The sequence below is a fragment of the Ruminococcus sp. MSJ-25 genome (assembly GCF_018917825.1).
GTDB classification, from domain to species: domain Bacteria; phylum Bacillota; class Clostridia; order Oscillospirales; family Ruminococcaceae; genus Hominimerdicola; species Hominimerdicola aceti.
The window spans coordinates 32,589-51,712 of the sequence record NZ_JAHLPI010000004.1 but is presented as its reverse complement, the minus strand read 5'-3'; the positions used below and the strand labels follow the sequence as shown (position 1 = coordinate 51,712).

The 19,124-nt window shown below is 44.0% G+C and carries 16 protein-coding genes; 11 read left to right on the top strand and 5 right to left on the bottom strand.

Annotated elements, in window-relative coordinates; genetic code table 11:
• The 3 genes from KQH97_RS00980 to KQH97_RS00970 form a co-directional block, all read right to left on the bottom strand.
• Complete coding sequence (locus tag KQH97_RS00980; RefSeq protein WP_117864584.1) at window positions 1–1,977, bottom strand: DHH family phosphoesterase; 1,977 nt, start codon at window positions 1,975–1,977, stop codon at window positions 1–3.
• A gap of 47 nt (window positions 1,978–2,024) precedes the next feature.
• Window positions 2,025–3,929, bottom strand: coding sequence for a ribonuclease J (locus KQH97_RS00975; RefSeq protein WP_253286329.1), 1,905 nt, complete (start codon window positions 3,927–3,929; stop codon window positions 2,025–2,027).
• Window positions 3,930–4,271: 342 nt separating this feature from the next.
• Window positions 4,272–6,422, bottom strand: coding sequence for a sugar phosphate nucleotidyltransferase (locus KQH97_RS00970; RefSeq protein WP_216552204.1), 2,151 nt, complete (start codon window positions 6,420–6,422; stop codon window positions 4,272–4,274).
• A 159-nt stretch (window positions 6,423–6,581) separates the two neighbouring features.
• On the opposite strand from KQH97_RS00970, the gene KQH97_RS00965 reads away from it, so the two are divergent.
• Window positions 6,582–8,942, top strand: a complete 2,361-nt coding sequence (locus tag KQH97_RS00965) for an ATP-dependent helicase (RefSeq protein WP_216552202.1) — start codon at window positions 6,582–6,584, stop codon at window positions 8,940–8,942.
• A gap of 101 nt (window positions 8,943–9,043) precedes the next feature.
• Here KQH97_RS00965 and KQH97_RS00960 read toward each other — a convergent pair whose 3' ends face one another.
• Together KQH97_RS00960 and KQH97_RS00955 are read right to left on the bottom strand one after the other, a co-directional pair.
• Complete coding sequence (locus KQH97_RS00960; RefSeq protein WP_022287813.1) at window positions 9,044–9,256, bottom strand: hypothetical protein; 213 nt, start codon at window positions 9,254–9,256, stop codon at window positions 9,044–9,046.
• A gap of 56 nt (window positions 9,257–9,312) precedes the next feature.
• Window positions 9,313–10,395 carry a nucleoside recognition protein gene (locus tag KQH97_RS00955; protein ID WP_216552200.1) on the bottom strand — a complete coding sequence of 361 codons (1,083 nt, stop codon included), beginning with the start codon at window positions 10,393–10,395 and terminating at the stop codon, window positions 9,313–9,315.
• A gap of 91 nt (window positions 10,396–10,486) precedes the next feature.
• Between KQH97_RS00955 and KQH97_RS00950 the strand changes: the two genes are divergently transcribed.
• The 10 genes from KQH97_RS00950 (at window position 10,487) to yunB (ending at window position 18,997) form a co-directional block, all read left to right on the top strand.
• Complete coding sequence (locus KQH97_RS00950) at window positions 10,487–10,768, top strand: YabP/YqfC family sporulation protein (protein WP_022287811.1); 282 nt, start codon at window positions 10,487–10,489, stop codon at window positions 10,766–10,768.
• A complete protein-coding gene (locus KQH97_RS00945) occupies window positions 10,768–11,955 on the top strand; it encodes a sporulation protein YqfD (protein ID WP_216552198.1) in 1,188 nt (395 codons plus the stop codon). Before KQH97_RS00950 ends, KQH97_RS00945 begins: the two co-directional genes overlap by 1 nt.
• A gap of 130 nt (window positions 11,956–12,085) precedes the next feature.
• Window positions 12,086–13,045 (top strand): PhoH family protein, encoded by a 960-nt coding sequence (locus KQH97_RS00940; RefSeq protein ID WP_038671482.1) that lies wholly within the window; start codon window positions 12,086–12,088, stop codon window positions 13,043–13,045.
• Window positions 13,046–13,052: 7 nt separating this feature from the next.
• Entirely contained in the window at window positions 13,053–13,562 is a 510-nt protein-coding gene (gene ybeY, locus KQH97_RS00935; RefSeq protein ID WP_117864595.1) for an rRNA maturation RNase YbeY, read from the top strand.
• Window positions 13,549–14,037 (top strand): diacylglycerol kinase family protein, encoded by a 489-nt coding sequence (locus KQH97_RS00930; RefSeq protein ID WP_216552196.1) that lies wholly within the window; start codon window positions 13,549–13,551, stop codon window positions 14,035–14,037. The genes ybeY and KQH97_RS00930 overlap by 14 nt, the downstream gene beginning before the upstream one ends.
• Before the next feature lie 12 nt (window positions 14,038–14,049).
• Entirely contained in the window at window positions 14,050–14,964 is a 915-nt protein-coding gene (gene era / locus KQH97_RS00925; RefSeq protein ID WP_216552194.1) for a GTPase Era, read from the top strand.
• A gap of 69 nt (window positions 14,965–15,033) precedes the next feature.
• Window positions 15,034–15,156, top strand: coding sequence for a hypothetical protein (locus KQH97_RS08715; protein WP_022287805.1), 123 nt, complete (start codon window positions 15,034–15,036; stop codon window positions 15,154–15,156).
• Complete coding sequence (gene recO / locus KQH97_RS00920; RefSeq protein ID WP_216552192.1) at window positions 15,119–15,871, top strand: DNA repair protein RecO; 753 nt, start codon at window positions 15,119–15,121, stop codon at window positions 15,869–15,871. The genes KQH97_RS08715 and recO overlap by 38 nt, the downstream gene beginning before the upstream one ends.
• A 44-nt stretch (window positions 15,872–15,915) precedes the next feature.
• Window positions 15,916–18,312, top strand: a complete 2,397-nt coding sequence (locus KQH97_RS00915; RefSeq protein ID WP_216552190.1) for an endonuclease MutS2 — start codon at window positions 15,916–15,918, stop codon at window positions 18,310–18,312.
• A 55-nt stretch (window positions 18,313–18,367) separates the two neighbouring features.
• Window positions 18,368–18,997, top strand: a complete 630-nt coding sequence (gene yunB / locus KQH97_RS00910; protein ID WP_216552188.1) for a sporulation protein YunB — start codon at window positions 18,368–18,370, stop codon at window positions 18,995–18,997.
• Window positions 18,998–19,124 lie beyond the last annotated feature (127 nt).

The window sequence follows — 19,124 nt, the reverse complement described above, 5'->3', positions numbered from 1 at the left end:
TTATTCCTGCGAATTATTTTCCCAGTATTCGTCAATGGCGTCTGCAAGGCGTTTTCTCGCCTCATTCATTGAACAGTTGAGCTGAGTTGCCGCCATAGTAAGATGACCGCCGCCACCCAAAGACTCCATGACGATCTGCACATTACAAGCACCCATGCTTCGTGCAGAGATATTTATCACACCGTTCGTTTCATAGATAACGAACGAAGCTTTTACACCTGTTATACCAAGCAGCTCGTCTGCCGCCTGTGAAGCCGCTATCCTTATTTCAGAGAAGCTTTCCTCTGTATAAGCCACTGCGCACTCTTTATAAAGGTGAGCACTGTTTATAAGCGACGATTTTTGATGATAAGTCTCAATAGAGTTTGCAAAAAGCTTTTTGACAGCTATAGTATCAGCGCCCTTTTTCTTCAAAAATGCTGCCGCTTCAAAAGTGCTTACACCTGTTTTCATAATGAAATTCTTTGTATCCAGCATTATTCCCGCAAGCAGAGCTTCCGCCGCATGGACTGTGATATTGGAATCCTCGCCGAAATACTCGATAAGAGCCGTCACAAGCTCGCAGGCCGATGACGCATTCGGCTCTAAGAACGACATTATAGTCGGCTCGATACCGTTCACCATTCTTCTGTGGTGGTCGATAACTACCACATTTTTCGCCCTTGCAAGTATCTCCTTTGACTCAACCAGTGCAGGGTTATGGGTATCAGTTACCACAAGAAGCGTGTTATCGTCAAGTCTTTCAAGACCCTCCTGAGGGGTTATGTAATAATGCTCCGACTCGTTTTCGTTTATATAATTTATAAGCGTTTTCGACAAATTCTGCTCAGGGTCTACCACAACGTAAGCTTCTTTTACCATGTTTCTGATAGCACAGCAGAAGCCTGTTGCAGAGCCTACGCTGTCAAGGTCGCCAAATCGGTGACCCATTATAAGCACCTTATCGTGGTTGCAGATAAGCTCCAGCATAGCCTTTGCCACCATACGGATACGGGTCTTATTGTTCTTGTCAGGTGCAGAAGAAATGCCGCCGAAGAACTTGAACTCACCGTCCTCCTTGACAGCCGCCTGATCTCCGCCACGTCCAAGGCACATTTCGAGAGCCTGCTTTGCAAACTTCTCGCTCTCCGCAAGGTTTGCACCATCTCTGCCCACACCTATGGACAATGTAAGGTTAGAACGCTCGCCAACGGCTATTTTTCTTGCCTGCTCGAGTATCTTAAATCTCTGCTCGATTATAGGTGCAAGGTGGCGTTCCTCCATATAAACATAGAACTTGTCGCTCGCTACTTTCTTCGACACCGCAGTAGTATTCTCCAAAAATTCCTCTATGAGCTTTTCTATCTCAACAACAACGTGAGCTTTTTCGCTCTCTCTGATATTTGACATAAGCTCGTCAAAGTTGTCGATAGTTATGATTATTACCGCTTTGTGGGACATTCTGAACTCATATTCAAGCTCCACATAATCGGTAACGTCATTGAAATAGACCATTGAAAGTTCACCGTTTGTATCGGTATGTATAGCCTTTGCCTTATAAAAATGAGAATTTGTGCAAACAAGGTCGCCGTCAGAGGTGTATATCTTATCCATATCGATATTCATAAGCTCTGTGAGGTCGATTCCGTAGGCTTCCTCCTCAGAGTAGACCTGTCTGCCAAAAAGTCTGTTATACCACACGATGACGTTTTCGCTGTCGATTATTATAGCAGGAGCAGGAAAATTCAGGAGAGAATCTCTCTCCGTCTTTGAGATCATCGTGGAAAGCTTTGCCACATACTTGCGAGTGTGATTGTGGAAAACCACTTCTTCAAGCACCCACAATACAGCCGCCGCCACAGACACTAGGATAAGCACACTGCCCGACTCTCTGTGAGACGGAGTAGAATGCAGCATAAAAGCGCCTATAAGTGACGAAAGCATGGTAACGCACACTGTTATTCTTATTATGATCTGTAATCCGTTGTTACTTTTCATTTTAAAGCTCCTGCATTTCTATAAACAACCGCACTGTTGACAGGCGGTCATAATTCCATTATTATCGGCAAAATCATAGGACTTCTCTTTGTCTTTGTGAAGATAAAGTCCGAAAGATTGTCCTTCATTCTGCCCTTTATGGTATTCCAATCCTTCATATTTCTGTCAAGACAATCCTGAAGTGTTTCGGTAAGAAGCTTCTGAGCTTCGGTCATAAGCTCCTCGCTCTCTCTTACATATACAAAGCCTCTTGAAACCACGTCAGGCCCTGCAAGGATATCTCCCGAAGCCCTGTCGATAGTTGCCACGGCAATGATAAGTCCGTCCTGAGCAAGATGTTTTCTGTCACGGAGAACTATTGCGCCAACGTCGCCAACGCCAAGACCGTCCACAAGCACCTTTCCAGCAGGCACTTGCCCTGTTATCTTCATGTCAACGCCGTCTGTTTCGATAACGTTGCCTATATCAGCAATGATTATATTGCTCTCAGGGATTCCCACAGAAAGTGCCGTATCTCTGTGCTTCATAAGATGTTTATACTCGCCGTGTACAGGGATAAAGAATTTTGGCTTTGTGATAGAAAGCAACAATTTCTGCTCTTCCTGACAAGCGTGTCCTGAAACGTGCACCTCGTACATTGACTCATATATTACCTCTGCACCCAATCTCATAAGGTCGTTTACTACCTTTGTGACATACTTTTCATTGCCGGGGATAGGATTAGCCGAGATTATGATAAAGTCCATAGGAGTGATAGTAACGTTCCTATGCTCGTTTGCCGACATTCTTGTAAGCGCCGACATAGGCTCGCCCTGACTTCCCGTTGTGACGATGACCATTTTCTCAGGTGCATATCTCGATATAGTGTCGATATCCACAAGCACACCGTCAGGCACTTTAAGATAGCCAAGCTCGATGCCCTTTGAGATAACATTCACCATACTTCTGCCCGACACAGCCACTTTTCTGCCGTGTGTGACAGCATTATTTATTATCTGCTGAACTCTGTGGACGTTTGAAGCGAAAGTGGCAATGATTATCCTCTTGCCCTCAGCCTTGTTGAAAAGCTTCACAAAGCTTTCGCCAACCTTGCGCTCGCTCATGGTATAGCCAGGTCTTTCAGCGTTTGTAGAGTCAGCCATAAGAGCCAAAACGCCCTTGTTTCCAAGCTCTGCAAATCTAGGCAGGTCGATTATACCGCCCTCGATAGGTGTATAGTCTACCTTGAAGTCACCAGTATGGATAAGCACACCAGCAGGGGTATGGATAGCCATTCCCACGGCGTCAGGGATAGAGTGGTTTACTCTTATAAACTCCACCGCCATACAGCCAAGCTTAACTGTCTGTCTTGGCGTTACAACGTTGAGTTTTACCGTTCCTAGAAGCCCATGCTCTTTCAGCTTGCCCTCAACAAGACCAAGGGTAAGCCTTGTGCCGTAAACAGGCACGTTGAATTTTTTCAGAAAATACGGCAGACCGCCTATATGATCCTCATGACCATGTGTAAGCACAACGCCCCTGAGCTTTTCCTGATTTTTCTCTACGTATGAGAAATCAGGAATAACGATATCAACTCCAGGCATTTCACTGTCAGGAAAAGCCAATCCGCAGTCGATAACGAACATATCGTTTGAACACTCGATAACAGTGAAATTCTTTCCTATCTCGTTAAGACCGCCAAGAGGGATTATCTTCACAGGCGTTCTTCTTACAGGCTCTTTCACTCTGTTCGCCGCAGGTCTTGGACGTCTTTGCTGAGTATTCTGCGGTTTTCTCTGTGGAGTTTCATTTCTCGGCTGAAGCGTTTTTTTCACACTGCCCGAAGCTCTCTGACTTTTTACACGGTCAAGCTCTTTTGAAGCCTGAGCCAGAGGTATCTCACTCTTATTCTGTTTTTTTCTGAAAAAACGTTTTTGTGTAGGTTTTTTTACTGTGTTGTTCTTTTCGTTCATAAAATAATGTACTTTGCCCTGCTGTACTCCGCTTTTAAGCCTTCAAAGGCACAAAATGCCGCAAAAAAGCAGCACAAACATACGGCAGGAGCAATTATCTCCTTCCTGCTGCATTTTATCATGCTCAAATAATATTCGATTTTTCCGTTTAGATTCAATATACCGCTGCGTTTGGGCTTTATTATCATGTGCTGTCAAAAACGCTTAAAGCCTCAAAGAAAGACAAAATGGTGTGATGAACGCAGTTTAAATACAGCGGCATGAGCCGCCTTTGTCCGAACAAAAATATCTGATTATATTGTACTCCATTTTCGTCTCAATGTCAATAGCAATTTATTACATTTATCTGAATATGCCCTTTATCCTGCTTGTTATATCCTCGCAAAAGGCAGCCGCCTGCTCGCAGCTCACGCTTTCTGCAAACACTGTTATACCTTTTTTATCCCTCAGCGGTCTGATAACTGCGTGGGTCTTGCCCCTTGTTATCTCTCCCTCTGCCGAACAGCCAAGCTCTGAAAATATCTTTTCCTTGTTTTCACGGCTCATTGTTATGCCCACAAATCGGCTTGAAGTGTATGCGTCAGGCACATCACAGAGAGCTTTTTGTAGCGTTATCCCCTGCTCTGACAGATAAGACGTCACCGCTGACGCAAGGTAAAGTCCGTCATAGGCAAACATATTATGGGTCGAAACGGCAACGTCCTTTGCTATGTCAGCATTGTTTTCGTATCGGTAAAGCCTGCCACAGTGGTCTTCAGCAGTGGCATCGGCATTAGAGGGGAAATTCTCAGGCAATGCCACTGCAAGCCCCTTTTCAAAGCACACCCCCGCATACATTGCCACCAGCTTTTCCCACATGACATAGCTTGTTTTCTCACTGTAAGCTGATACTTTTGTGCCGTCTGCGGAAAGATTGAATATTATACGCTCACCGTCTATATCGTTCCTGCCGTGAAAGAGTCTGTCGGCAAGGTTCGCCTTTTTAACATCATATGTGCGGATATCCACATTTACGCCTTTAAATCGGTCAGGGAGTATTTTTTCAAGCTCTGCGACGTATAGCTCCCTCACCGCTGAAAAATCTGTCACACAACCCGTCTGAGAAAGCCCCACACTGCGATAAGCTCTGTCGTCAGCTATGCTTCCAATGCGGTCAAGAAGCTTTTCATCAGGCAACATTCCCCCAGCCGAAATAAGTCTTGCGTGACCTGAAATGTTTGCGCCTATGAGTATGCCGAACTCTCCGCCAAATCTGTTCACAGCATAAGAAAGCTCTGAAATGCCTGCTCTGCCTATACTGTACACGTTCACTCCAGCCTGACATATGCCGCAGTCAAGGGCTTGTTTAAGCAAAAGGCTTTCGTCAGAGCCATAGGCTGTCACTATACTTCCGCCTTTTTTTGCAGCGCTTGCGACACAAAGTCCAAAAAGCATAGCCTTTTGCGCTGTGGCTTCACCGCCCCACAAACTGCACTCGCCGTTTTCGTCTATGACAAGTCGGCTGTCAGATGATCTTTTCACGTTTTCATAAAGTCTCGCGCCCTTTTCAACATTTTTTCCAGACCATATGCCCACGCCTTTTTCAATGACGGCTTCACTTGCGATATGAGCCTTTTCACCTATGACGGAATATTCACCGCACTTCACACCGCTGTCAAGGACAGCCCCACGGCATACCACTGCACTGTTTATATCACAGCGTTCAGACACCACCGAGCCTATTCCAACATATCCGTTCACCTTGCCGCCCTTTACAACAGCGTTATTGTCTATGACGCTTCCGCCTTCTATGACCGACCCTGACATAACAGAAACGTTCTCTCCTATATAAACAGGCTCACCTATTGCCGCACCGCTGAAATTATTTTCCGTCAGCCTTTGTGACATATTTTCGTTGTAAAGCATATGCCTTTGACAATCGAGGAAAGCCTCAGGCGTGTTTATCCTTTTATAATAGCCTTTTCCGTCAAGCAGGACAGCTTCGCCACTTTTCACAGCCTCGGGGATAATATCCTCCGTCATATCCATAGGCTTTTCAGGATTAAGACTATCAAAAAGCTCTCTTTTCACTATATATATGCCAGCAGGTTTGTTTTCAGTATCATAAGTCAGAGCCGTACAAAAGGTATCGTGGCTCAAATGAACTTTTATAATCTCATCAAGAGGGTGAGTGCATATACAGTTACATTCCACGGCAAGAATTTCTGTTTCATCGCACATTGCTGTTCTAACAGCCTGCACAGTGCTTTTGCCTGCGGTGTTTATCATATGGAGCTTTATCTTACCTGAGTATTTTTCATCAAGAAGCCTTTCTACCTGTTCAGAGCCATAGCCCACCGCAAGGACAGCTTCTTCAAAGCCTGCTTTCTCCAGCATTTCAAGAGTAAAAAGCAGAATTTCTTTTCCGCATAATCTCAGAAGAGCCGCAGGTCGCCTGTCTGTCATGGGCATCAATCTTTCTCCACGTCCTCCGCATAAAACAACAGCTTTCATATATGTTCCTCCGTTCATAATATTTGATTTAATGTATTATTGGAAAACATACCCACTGTTATTCATGTGAAAAAAATTTGCCGCCGCCCTTTTCAAAATAGAAAAAATATGCTATAATGTAGGATACGGCATAAAAGAAATTTTACGGAGGTGTATATAATGGAGCAGTTTACGGCTCTTAAAAGAAAAGCACTTGAAAAATATTTTTCACGAATGAACGACCAACAGCGCAAGGCTGTGTTCAAAATAAAAGGACCTCTCCTTATACTGGCAGGAGCAGGAAGCGGCAAGACCACTGTTTTGGTAAACCGCATCGCAAACATGATATACTTCGGCAACGCATACAACACAGAGCAGACCTACGGCACGCCCTCTGAACAGGACATACAGTTTCTCAAAGACTACATTGACGGCAAGACAAATGACGCTTCTACCCTTGCAGACATTGTGGCATACGATTGCATAAAGCCGTGGAGCATACTTGCTATCACGTTCACAAATAAGGCGGCAGGCGAGCTTAAAGAACGTCTTGCAGGAATGTTGGGAGAGGCAGGTCAAGGCATAACAGCGGCGACTTTCCACTCCGCCTGCGCAAGGATACTCAGGCGTGAATGTGACAAGCTTGGATTTTCAAGCAGTTTCACCATTTATGATTCAGACGATTCTCAGAGAACTGTAAAAAGCATATTGAGAGAGCTTGGCATATCCGAGAAGATGTTTCCACCGAGAGCGATACTAAGCGAAATATCCCACGCAAAAGACCAGCTCCAAGAGCCTGACGAGTTCATCACCTCTGCGGCAGGAGATTATCGTAATCTGACCATAGGCAAGGTATACAAGCACTATCAGAATAAGCTCAAAGCCGCAAACGCTATGGACTTCGACGACATGATATGCCACACAGTCAAGCTTTTTGAGCAGTTTCCTGACGTCCTCGACCACTATCAGAACTTATATAAATATATAATGGTAGACGAGTATCAGGACACCAACAAGGCTCAGTTCAGACTTGTTTCGCTGCTGTCACAGAAATTCCACAACCTGTGCGTTGTGGGTGATGACGACCAGAGTATCTATAAGTTCCGTGGTGCGACTATCGAGAACATCCTCAACTTTGAGGAGCAGTTCGACTGCAATGCTGACACTGATGTTATAAAGCTTGAACAGAATTACCGCTCGACCCAGAACATTCTTAACTGCGCAAATCAGCTTATAAGCAACAATCAGGGCAGAAAGGGCAAAAATCTGTGGACAGCTTCGGGTGACGGTGCAAAGGTAACAGTATACAAGGCTTCAAGCGAGCGCAGTGAAGCAAAATTCGTGGCTGACACCATTCTTGAGGACATAAACAAGGGCAGAAAATACAATGACCATGCCATTCTCTACCGAATGAACGCACAATCGAACGCTTTGGAGCAGACGTTCATACAAAGTGGAATACCATATAAAATAATAGGCGGTCTGAAATTCTATGACAGAAAGGAAATAAAGGATATCCTCGCTTATCTTTCTGTAATAAACAACCATTTTGACTTTCTCCGTCTGAGAAGAATAATCAACGAACCGAAACGTGGTATCGGCGAAGCCACTGTAAACGCACTTGAACAGATAACCTCAGACCTTGGGGATTCACCTATCCACATCATGCAGGAAGCCGATATGCTTGCTCCCCTTGTGAAGCGTTCAAAACAGCTTATGCCTGTGGGCGATATGCTCTCAGAGCTTACTGAGCTTTCTGACACTCTGCCACTTGCGGAGCTTTTGGACAAGCTTCTTGATATGACAGGCTACAAGCGTCATCTTGAAATGCAGGGCGACGAGGGTCTGACACGTCTTGAAAACATCAACGAGCTTAAATCCACCATGTCAAGCTATGAAGAAAATGCTGACGAGCCGTCGCTGTCGGGATTTTTGGAGGAAATATCACTTTACACTGACGTTGACAATCTCGACTCTGACGCTGACTATGTTGTGCTTATGACAATGCACTCTGCAAAGGGCCTTGAGTTCCCTATAGTTTTCGTGGTAGGCATGGAGGACAACATCTTCCCGTCATCAAGAAGTCTTGAATCAGAAGCTGACACGGAAGAGGAACGCAGACTTGCCTATGTTGCGGTGACACGAGCAAAGGAAAAGCTTTATCTTACCCACGCAGAGGAACGTATGCTTTACGGTCGCACTGACAGAAACAGGATATCACGCTTTATAAAAGAGCTTCCTGCCGATTGCATAGAAAAGCAAGCCGAGGAAACAAAGGCTTCACCTTATCTCAACGGCTATGAAAAGCCTCACAGCATGAGTCTGCAACAGCAATTGGCTCAGCGAAAGGCTGATAAGAGCAATTTTTCTGTTAATACCGAAACTTTCGCACCAGGCGACAGAGTTTTGCACAAGATATTCGGTGAAGGCACTGTTTTAAGCTCAAAACCTATGGCTAACGATACTCTTGTTGAGATAGCATTCGATAATCGTGGCACAAAGAAGATAATGGCAAATTACACGAAGATAAAAAAGATATAAGGATATAAGATAGAAAGATCCGCAGGGCGAAACAAAACGCTCTGCGGATCTTTTGCAATATAAAAGCCGTACACCAAAAAATGTACGGCATATTTTATGTATCAGATAACATCGTCTTCCTGATTTGGAATGTTAAGCTGTTTCTTTGGAACACGCTTGATAGGATCATAGACCCACTTCTTACAGCTATAATCAGCGTCTACCAGACCCTGCTTCTCACAAAGGACCTTATTTCCTTCTCTTGATCTGTTGCCGAAAAGGCAGTAAGAACATGACGGTGAAATTCTGTTACCAAAATAGCTCTTCTTTGCCATGATTTATACAACTCCTTTAAGATAAGTTAATCTTTTTTCATTTGTTATTAATTATATCATACTGTTTTAGAAAATGCTAGTCTTTTCTTCAAAGTTAGTAATAAAATCATCATAATCAAGCAAAACGAGGGAACAAAATTGTTCACTTTGACGAATTTAACATTATTTGTAACAGAAGTCAAAACTGAATCAGGAATAAAGAAAGGATAGATAAAACGGCATATGACAGCAGACAAAAAGGCTGATGTCAAACGTGAGATAAAAAACGGCACAAGGGAGAAATCCACGCCAAGTGCAGCTATTTGTATAATCACACACAGACCACCGAAGGAGCAGACAGCGGCTATAAATGGCAGAAGATAAAATGGACTTCCCGAAAGCTCAGTGAGAGAAGTTATTTCAAGACAGCTTTTCACAAGGACAAGTCCGTTTTCTGACAGTGAAAACACATCTTTCAGAAAGCTGAACTCTCCGCAGTATTCAAGAGAGGACATAAACGCTCCGAAAAAGACTATCATAACGCAGATAACAAAAAGCGACTTTCCTGCCGAGATAACGCTGTCGGTGAACATTCTGCCGTCAAGTCTGAAAGTCGGCTTTGATGTTTTCTTATCCTCATTTATAGCTCTGCCAAGAACAAGCGCAGTGAGAAAATTTGCCGCTAGTATGGATACGAACACTGCAATGCCTGCTCCTGTACAACCAAACACTGCAAGGCCCACTGTACCAGAATAAAAAGCAGGCCCTCCACAGCAGCAAAAGCAGGACATTATCTTTGCAGTACGCTGGGATATTATCTTTCTCTGACACAAATCTGAAAGAAGCTTCACTCCCACAGGATAGCCGGCGGTATTGCCAAGAAGAAATACAAAGAAAAGCTGAGGCGGTATGCCCATTATAAATCTCGATATAGGATAAAAAGGCATTGAAACGCAGTAGTAAAGCCCACTTGAAACAAGTATCTGCGACAGCGCCATAAAAACAAACAGCGACGGGATTATGATATTCATACAGCGGTCAACGGCTTCGGAGATACCAAGCTTTACGCTCCCGCCCCCTGATATGATGATAATGCAGAACCATATGACCACCCCCGCAAGTATGTATACGCAAAGCTCCTTTGCAAGTCTTTTCAACATTTTTATTACCTCCCTACTTTTACTTTTTAAGTATATGTCAGTCTGTCTAATAATATAATTAAGCATAAGACAATGAACGGAGGACGCAAAAATGAAGAAGATACCATTTTTAAGCTTTTTCGGCATGACAAAAGAATTGACCGCACTAAGCTCATACATAAGCATAACTGACGACAGAGCCGCCGTTATCGAAAACTGCAAGCAGATAGTTGAGTGCAGTGAGATAATGGCAAAGGTGCTGACAGGCTCTTTTGAGATAGAGATATGGGGCAGCGGACTAACAATGTCAAATTTCTGCTCTGACAGCGTGGAGATAAGAGGAAAAATAGAGTCGGTCAAGCTTGTGTCAAGAAGTATCAGGGAGAGAGGATAATGATTTTCGGTTATATAGATTATGTTATCACAGGTGACAGCTTCACCAAGTTTTTCCGCAGGATAATGTCAAAAAAGCTTCCCGTTAGCAAAATGTGTGAAAAGAACGGAAAGCTCACTTTGCGTATGCCTGCGGAACACTGTAAGGCACTTGAAAGACTATGCAATGAACTTGGGCTTGAATACACCGCCACAAAACGTCACGGAAGCTTTGTTCTTGCAAAACGTTTTTTCGGAAGAGGAGGACTTGTCATAGGCACTGCGGCTGTCATGCTTTCGTGCTTCTATCTATCAAACGTGGTGGTGAGGTTTGACATACTCAGTGATGATGAAAATATCAGAAAAGGCGTTATGTCGGTGCTTAAAGAGGAGGGCGTTGAAACCGGCACTTATATCCCAAGTATTGATCTCATAGTCACAGAACGTGCGTTAAAGCAAAAAGTGGAGGGCATATCATGGGCAGGCATAACACGCAAGGGTGACACGCTGATAATCGACGTTATCGAAACTGAGGGTGACACAAAGCGTGAGTCAAACCGCTATCCTTCAAATCTTGTTGCCTGCGAAAACGGAGTTATCGAAAAAATCGAGGTTTATGACGGACAGCTAAAGATACCTGTGGGAAGCGGTGTGACAAAGGGCGATATCGTTGTAGGCGGTGAGATCATCACATCAAAATCAAGCTGGATAGACGGCAAGGAAAACGTTGAAACAAAGACAAGCTATGCACGCTCAAAGGGCAAGATACTAGGCACTTTTGAGCGCACTGTCACATTCACACAGCCCTTTGAGGACAAGGCAGAAAAGACGACAGGCAAGAGAGATACAAAGCGTTTTTTCACTGTATTTGACGCTGATATACCTCTTTTTTTCTCAAAGCCTGAGGGTTACTGGAAAAATGAGCAGAGATATTCTCCTCTGTCGCTTTTCGGGCTTGAAATGCCTTTTGGCATAACCACCTGCGAACTTGAAGAATATAAATTTTCACAAGACACCCTGACAGAACAGCAGGCACTTGACGCCGTTCATGAAAAGGCGTATTTATATGAGGAAAATTTTCTCTCAGACTATGAGATTAAAGACCGGCAAGTGGAGGATAATGTGACAGAAAACGGAGTAACCGCTACTGTAACATACACTCTATATGGCGAGCTTTGCAGAGAGGTGGAATTTTTTATTAAGAAATGATCAAAAAGCGTGAAAAGGTGCATAAAAAAAGTGTTAAATCTTACTGAGATTGTTGCAATCAGAGGAAAAATGTGATATAATAACTTTGTATAATAGGTATATCAGAACAAAAAAAGAGGAAGTTGTGCTAATGGCGGAAAAACTTATCAGCGTGGACAGAATGGAAACTGTACTCAGCCTTTTCGGCAATTATGACGAGAATGTTAATCTTATCCAAAAAGAGTATAATGTTGTGATTCTCGGCAGAGGTGACGATATCAAGATAACAGGCGATGAGGAGAACGTATTTAACGCCTCGGAAGCTATAAATAGCCTTATTGCTCTTATCAACAAGGGCGAGGCTATCACTGAGCAGACTATAAGATATGTTTTCACACTTGTGCGTGAGGGCAAGCAGTATGAGATAAAGCATATGTCTGATGACGGCGTGTGCGTAACGGTGAGCGGAAAGCTCGTCAAGCCGAAAACTCTCGGTCAGAAAAGATATGTTGAAGCAATAAGAAAAAAGACTATCGTCATGGGCATTGGTCCTGCGGGAACGGGCAAGACTTATCTTGCGGTGGCAATGGCGGTAAAGGCTTTCAAAGCGCACGAGGTGGAGAAGATAATCCTCACACGTCCTGCGGTTGAAGCAGGAGAAAAGCTGGGCTTTCTTCCGGGCGACCTGCAATGTAAGGTAGACCCATATCTCAGACCGCTTTATGACGCACTTTTTGAAATGCTCGGTCCTGACACTTTTGCTAAGCAGCAGGAGCGTGGCTGTATCGAAGTCGCTCCGCTGGCATACATGAGAGGACGTACTCTTGACGATTCTTTCATTATCCTTGATGAAGCGCAGAACACCACTCACGAGCAGATGAAGATGTTCCTTACACGTCTTGGATTCAACTCAAAGATAGTCATAACAGGCGATATAACGCAGATAGACCTGCCTGACCAGAGAAAGTCAGGACTTATTCAGGCAATGAACGTACTCAAAGGCATTGACGATATATCAATAAACAGATTTACCGACAAGGACGTTGTCCGTCACAAGCTTGTGCAGGACATAATCCTTGCTTATGAAAAATATAACAAAAAAGGAATGTGAAAAAGTAATGGGCAAGGTAAAAGTAATGATAACCAACAACCAGACAGAGGTAAAGATACCTGTTGGCATAAGGCTTCTTGTAAGACGCTGTTGCCATGCTGTTTTGGAATATGAGGGCCACAATGATGATTTTGAAGTTTCTGTATCTTTTGTGAATGACGAGCAGATACATGAGCTTAACAAAGAGCATAGAAACATAGACCGCTCAACAGACGTGCTGAGCTTTCCTCTTGGCGAGAACGGTGATTTTGACATGAACCACGAAACAGGCGCTTACCTGCTGGGAGATATAGTCATAAGCCTTGAAACTGCTTACCGTCAGGCTGAGATATATGGTCACTCTCTTGAAAGAGAGATAGGCTTTTTGACAGTACATTCAATGCTTCATCTCCTTGGCTATGACCATGAAGAAAGCAATCTTCAGGAGAGGATAATGCGTGAAAAGGAAGAAGCTATACTTGGCAATCTGGGCATATCCCGTGACGCCACTTTCTTAGGCGAGCATGAACACAGGTAAAACAGGGATAGGACGTTTCTTCAAGGGCTTTGTTTATGCCTTTGAGGGCGTTGTGAGCTGTATAAAAACAGAGCGCAATATGCGTTTTCACGTTGGCGTTGCAGTGCTTGTGATACTGCTAATGCGATTTTATGGGCTTAGCGCCGCCGAAACTGCCGCAGTTTATATCTGCATAGGGCTTGTTATTTCACTAGAGCTTGTGAACACGGCTGTTGAAGCCGCTGTGGATATGGCGTGTAAAGATAAAAACCCCCTTGCTAAAAAGGCTAAAGACTGTGCGGCAGGGGCTGTTCTCATTGCGGCGATAGCTTCTGTGGCTGTGGGAATAAGGATATTCTGGGACTATTATGCTTTTATGGCGATAGCCTCTTATTTTGCAAGAAACATATGGCTAGGGATAGCTTTAGCCGCAGGTGTGATACTGTGGCTCGTATGGGTGTTCAAAACGCCTGCTGACAAAGATAAAAAAAGATAAGGAAAAATATATATGAACAAGAAAAATGCAAATTCAAAAAATGCGTTCGTCACCATTGTTGGACGTGCGAACGCAGGCAAATCCTCATTGCTAAACGCACTTGTGGGCGAAAAGATAGCCGCAGTGAGCGACAAGCCGCAGACAACAAGAACAAAGATAACAGGTGTTCTCACAAAGGGAGAAACGCAGTTCGTTTTCATGGACACACCCGGTATGCACAAGGCTAAAAACAAGCTTTCCGAGCATATGCTCAACGCTGTGAACGAGTCTGTTGCAGGGGTTGACCTTATTATCCTTATGGCTGACTGCACAAAGAAAATATCCGAAAACGAGCGTGAGCTTGTAAAGGGCTTCAAGACAGGCAAGACTAAGGTGATACTTGTGCTGAACAAGATAGATCTTCTTGAAAACAAAGAGGATCTTATCGCAGTGATAGCAGAGTATTCAAAGCTTTATGATTTTATAGATATCGTGCCAGTGAGCGTTCTTGAAAAGGACGGCCTTGATATTATTATGGAAGATCTTGAAAAGAATGCTGTGGAGGGTCCGCACTACTTCCCTGATGATAAATTCACAGACCAGCCAGAAAAGGTCATAATGGCTGAGATAATAAGAGAAAAGGCACTCAATAACCTTAATGACGAAGTTCCTCACGGCATAGCTGTGACTATCGAACAGCTCAACGAGCGTGAAAATAGAAACGGTGAAGCTATACTTGATGTTACCGCTACGATTTACTGTGAGAGAGAGTCACACAAGGGCATACTTATCGGAAAAGGCGGCTCTATGCTTAGAAAGATAGGTCAGGAAGCAAGAGCTGACCTTGAAGATTTCTTCCAGATAAAAGTAAATCTCCAGTGCTGGGTCAAGGTAAAAGAGGGCTGGAGAAACCGTGAGGGCATGATAAAGAATTTCGGTTTGGAATAAAGGCAACATATTTTTCCGCTTATAATGACCGTCAAAAAAGCTGATAATATCAGTAAGGCGGTGAATATCATGACTTTATGGGACAAGTTCTTTGAAAGCGGCAGGATAGAGGATTATCTCACATATGCCGCACACAGAAAAGAGGATACTGACAATGCTGACCTTTATGGGACTGATACTGAGGGAAAATGACAGGGGCGAAACAAGCAAATCCGTCACTGTCCTCACAGCAGAGCGTGGAGTCATAGATATATTTGTTCGTGGTGGCAGGAAAAGCACGAAAAACGCGTCATCAACGCAGCTTTTTGCATACTCTAAGCTGTGCGTTGAGGAAAAGAAGAACGCTAAAGACCAATCAATGTTTTTTCTCAACAGCAGTGAATCAGAGAAGCTTTTTTACAACATCAGGCTCGACCCTAAGAAAACGGCTCTTGCCTCTTACTTTTCTGAGCTTCTCATGTATATACGAACAGAGGAAAACGGCTGTGACGAGATAATGCGGCTGACGCTGAACACACTTTATTTTCTCGATAAAGGCGACAGGGATAACGAACTTCTCAAATCTATATTTGAGTTTCGTCTGCTGTGCGAAGCAGGATTAAGACCTGCGCTCCTTGGCTGCTCGGTTTGCATGGCGTATGAAGCTGACATTATGCACTTCAATCTGTCAACAGGGGTCTTGGAGTGTGACAAATGCTGTTACAATCCTGACAGCATTTACGATATTGAATTAGACAGGACTATGCTATACATAGTCCGATTTATTGCACTGACGGAATATGAGCGGCTTTTTGCTTTCAAGATAAGCGAAAGATATCAGAAAAAACTGACGGCTTTTACAGAGCGGTTTGTGAGATATAATCTGAAAGGCAAGTTTCCGTCGCTTGATTTTTACAGACTTTTGTAGGCATTGCGTAGCTTTGCCTATTGTCATATTTTGAGGTATATATAATGGACGAAAGATTTTATGATTCGCTGGAGCTGAACAAAATTCTTGAAATGCTTTCAAAAGAATGCTCCAACGAAAAAACGAAAAAAATGGCTTTGGGGATAAAGCCTTGTTCTGATCTTTACACGGTCAAGAAAGAAACAGGCAAGACCGCCGAAGCCCTTGAACTCAGCGTGAGATACGGCACGCCGAATTTTTACAACATAAATGACGTATCAACTTACATCAAAAGAGCCGAAGCAGGCGGTGTGCTTTCTCTTGGAGAGCTTATCCAGATAAGACGCTTGCTTGCGCAGACCTATGAGCTTCACCACTGGTATGAGCAGTGTGAGAACAAGGACACTTCCCTTTCATATCTCTTTGAAATGCTCTATCCAAACAAGTATCTGCAACAGCGACTTGAAACGGCTATCATAGATGACACAAAGCTTTCTGACGACGCAAGTGCGGAGCTGAGAAGCATAAGACAGAAGATAACACGTTCAGGGCTTAAGATAAGAGAGACCCTTGACAAGATGATAAAATCCCCGAGCACTCAGAAATATTTACAGGAGAGCATTGTTACAATGCGTGACGGACGTTTCGTTCTTCCTGTAAAAACTGAGTTCAAGGGCAATGTCAGCGGTCTTGTTCATGACACCTCCGCAACAGGCTCAACGCTTTTTATCGAGCCTATGTCAGTTGTGGAGGCAAACAACGATATCCGCATTTTGCAGGGTCAGGAGCAGGACGAGATACACAGGATAATCGCTGAATTTTCCATGGAATGTGCCGAAATGAAAGACCAGCTCATTTCAAACTACAATGCGGTAACAGAGCTTAACCTTTATTTTGCAAAGGCAAACCTCGGTGCAAAAATGAAAGCAATGCTCCCTGAGATATCCAGTGACGGTGTTATCGTGCTGAACAAGGCACGTCACCCTCTTATCGACCCCAAAAAGGTCGTGCCTATAAACTTTTCCATTGGCACTGACTATCACTCCCTGATAATAACAGGTCCTAACACGGGCGGTAAAACAGTTGTGCTTAAAACTGTGGGTCTGCTCACGCTTATGACAATGTGTGGTCTGCTCATTCCTGCGTCAGACGGAAGCAGGATATCTGTATACAAAAACGTGCTCGTTGATATCGGCGACCAGCAGTCTATAGAAAACAATCTGTCTACATTCTCTTCTCACATAAGCAGAGTAAAGACCATACTTGACGAAGCGGACAGCGAAAGCCTTGTGCTCCTTGACGAGCTTGGTTCAGGCACTGACCCTGTGGAGGGTGCTGCGTTGGCGGTGGCTATAATTGAACGCATAAGGATATTTGGTGCGACGCTAGTTACAACTACTCACTATCAGGAGCTTAAAATGTACGCTATCGACACTCCTGACGTTGAGAACGCTTCATGCGAGTTTGACGTGCAGACTTTGCACCCGACATACAGGCTTATCATAGGCTCACCCGGTAAGTCCAACGCTTTTGCTATCTCTGAAAGTCTTGGTATCGACAAGGATATAATCAAGTACGCTGAATCGCTTATTTCTGAGGATAACAGAAAGTTTGAAACTATCATAGACAATCTTGAACGCACAAGAATGCAGCTTGAAGAAAACAACAGGCTTGCTGAGAAATACCGTGCGGAAAGCGAGGCTCTCAGAAAAGAGCTTGCAGAGCAGAAAGAAAAATTCTACGATCAAAAAGAAGCCGAGCTTGAAAAGGCAAGACGTGAGGCTCAGCAGATCGTAAATCGTGTTCAGCGTGAATCACAGGCACTTGTTGACGAACTTGACAAGCTGAGAAAAGAGAAAGAAAATCCGAACTTCACTCAGAAAGCCATTGATGCAAGGCACAAGCAGAAGTCCACAATGAACAAGCTATACAGCGAGGCTAACCCTGTTTCTGAAAGCAGGAACGAGGGATATGTGCTGCCAAGACCGCTGAAAAAGGGCGACAACGTGCTTATCGTTGACACAAACAGAAAGGGTATAATTATAACACCCCCTGACAACAGCGGAATGTGCTTCATTCAGGCAGGCATAATGAAAACCAAGATAGATGTAAAGAAGCTTCAGCTTATTGAAAAACACCAGCCGCAAAAGCAGACAAAGAAGCCTGTTAAAAAAGGCGGTGTATCCAAAAGCGGCATTGAGAGCCGTATGACACGAAAGGTATCCACCGAGCTTGATATCAGGGGCTATGCCGCTGACGAGGGCGTTCATGAAATGGAGCAGTTTATTTCTGACGCTATCATGTCAGGGGTGACGATGCTTACCATAATCCACGGCAGAGGCACTGGTATTCTCCGTGATGCCATAAGGCGTGCGCTTAAACACCACCCTTCTGTAAAATCATTCAGAAAAGGCGTTTACGGAGAAGGCGAGGACGGAGTAACTATCGTTGAATTAAAGTAAAATAATCACATATCACCGCATTTTGGTATATAATAAGCCAAAGGCGGTGATTTTTTTGAGCGTTCACAAGCGTTCTTTCAAGAACAGAATTTCATACATAATTCTTGCTGTCGTTATTATTCTTGCACTGCTCACGACGGTGTTTTTTGCACAGCTTTCAAGGCACATCAGCGAAATAAGCGAGTTTGAGAGCAAGCAGGCGGCACTTGACGTGATAAATGCGGCCATAAGCAGAGAGCTGGAAAAACTGCCTCAGAGCAGTTATATAAAGATATCCGAAACTGACGGCAGGATAACCTCCATAAACAGCGATACGAACGCTGTGAACAGGCTTCAAAGCAGTGTTTCAAAAGCTGTGAACGAAAGCCTTTCACAGCTTGAGGGTACAAAACTCAGCGTACCCATCGGCACACTTTCAGGAATAAATATCCTCACAGGCAGAGGTTTTGACATACCGCTGCGGCTTCATCAGATAGGTGCGTCAAAGACCGAACTTAAAAGCGATTTAACGGAAGCCGGGATAAATCAGACAAAATACAGCCTCTATCTCACTGTGACCATAGAAATGACAGCCATTCTTCCTGCACACTCTACGGATATCGTGGTGAGCTATGACTATCCCGTTAGCGAAACTGTTATCGTAGGGGAGATACCTGATATGTACTTATGCAAGGGAAAAGGCTGATTTTTTCGCAGTTTATAGAAAAAAGGCTTGTATTTCACCAGCAATTATGGTATAATATAAAGGGCAATACCGCATAAGGCACGCCTAACGGCTTTGCACGCAATCTGCTTGCAGATTTTCCGTTATC

Excerpts from the sequence above, each read along its gene's own strand:
- KQH97_RS00955 (WP_216552200.1), bottom strand. The coding sequence starts at position 10,395 with ATGTTGAAAAGACTTGCAAAGGAGCTTTGCGTATACATACTTGCGGGG.
- KQH97_RS00915 (WP_216552190.1), top strand. The coding sequence starts at position 15,916 with ATGGACGAAAGATTTTATGATTCGCTGGAGCTGAACAAAATTCTTGAA.
- recO (WP_216552192.1), top strand. The coding sequence starts at position 15,119 with ATGCTGACCTTTATGGGACTGATACTGAGGGAAAATGACAGGGGCGAA.
- KQH97_RS00950 (WP_022287811.1), top strand. The coding sequence starts at position 10,487 with ATGAAGAAGATACCATTTTTAAGCTTTTTCGGCATGACAAAAGAATTG.
- KQH97_RS00965 (WP_216552202.1), top strand. The coding sequence starts at position 6,582 with ATGGAGCAGTTTACGGCTCTTAAAAGAAAAGCACTTGAAAAATATTTT.
- era (WP_216552194.1), top strand. The coding sequence starts at position 14,050 with ATGAACAAGAAAAATGCAAATTCAAAAAATGCGTTCGTCACCATTGTT.
- KQH97_RS08715 (WP_022287805.1), top strand. The coding sequence starts at position 15,034 with ATGACTTTATGGGACAAGTTCTTTGAAAGCGGCAGGATAGAGGATTAT.
- KQH97_RS00945 (WP_216552198.1), top strand. The coding sequence starts at position 10,768 with ATGATTTTCGGTTATATAGATTATGTTATCACAGGTGACAGCTTCACC.
- ybeY (WP_117864595.1), top strand. The coding sequence starts at position 13,053 with ATGGGCAAGGTAAAAGTAATGATAACCAACAACCAGACAGAGGTAAAG.
- KQH97_RS00960 (WP_022287813.1), bottom strand. The coding sequence starts at position 9,256 with ATGGCAAAGAAGAGCTATTTTGGTAACAGAATTTCACCGTCATGTTCT.
- KQH97_RS00975 (WP_253286329.1), bottom strand. The coding sequence starts at position 3,929 with ATGAACGAAAAGAACAACACAGTAAAAAAACCTACACAAAAACGTTTT.
- KQH97_RS00930 (WP_216552196.1), top strand. The coding sequence starts at position 13,549 with ATGAACACAGGTAAAACAGGGATAGGACGTTTCTTCAAGGGCTTTGTT.
- KQH97_RS00980 (WP_117864584.1), bottom strand. The coding sequence starts at position 1,977 with ATGAAAAGTAACAACGGATTACAGATCATAATAAGAATAACAGTGTGC.
- KQH97_RS00940 (WP_038671482.1), top strand. The coding sequence starts at position 12,086 with ATGGCGGAAAAACTTATCAGCGTGGACAGAATGGAAACTGTACTCAGC.
- KQH97_RS00970 (WP_216552204.1), bottom strand. The coding sequence starts at position 6,422 with ATGAAAGCTGTTGTTTTATGCGGAGGACGTGGAGAAAGATTGATGCCC.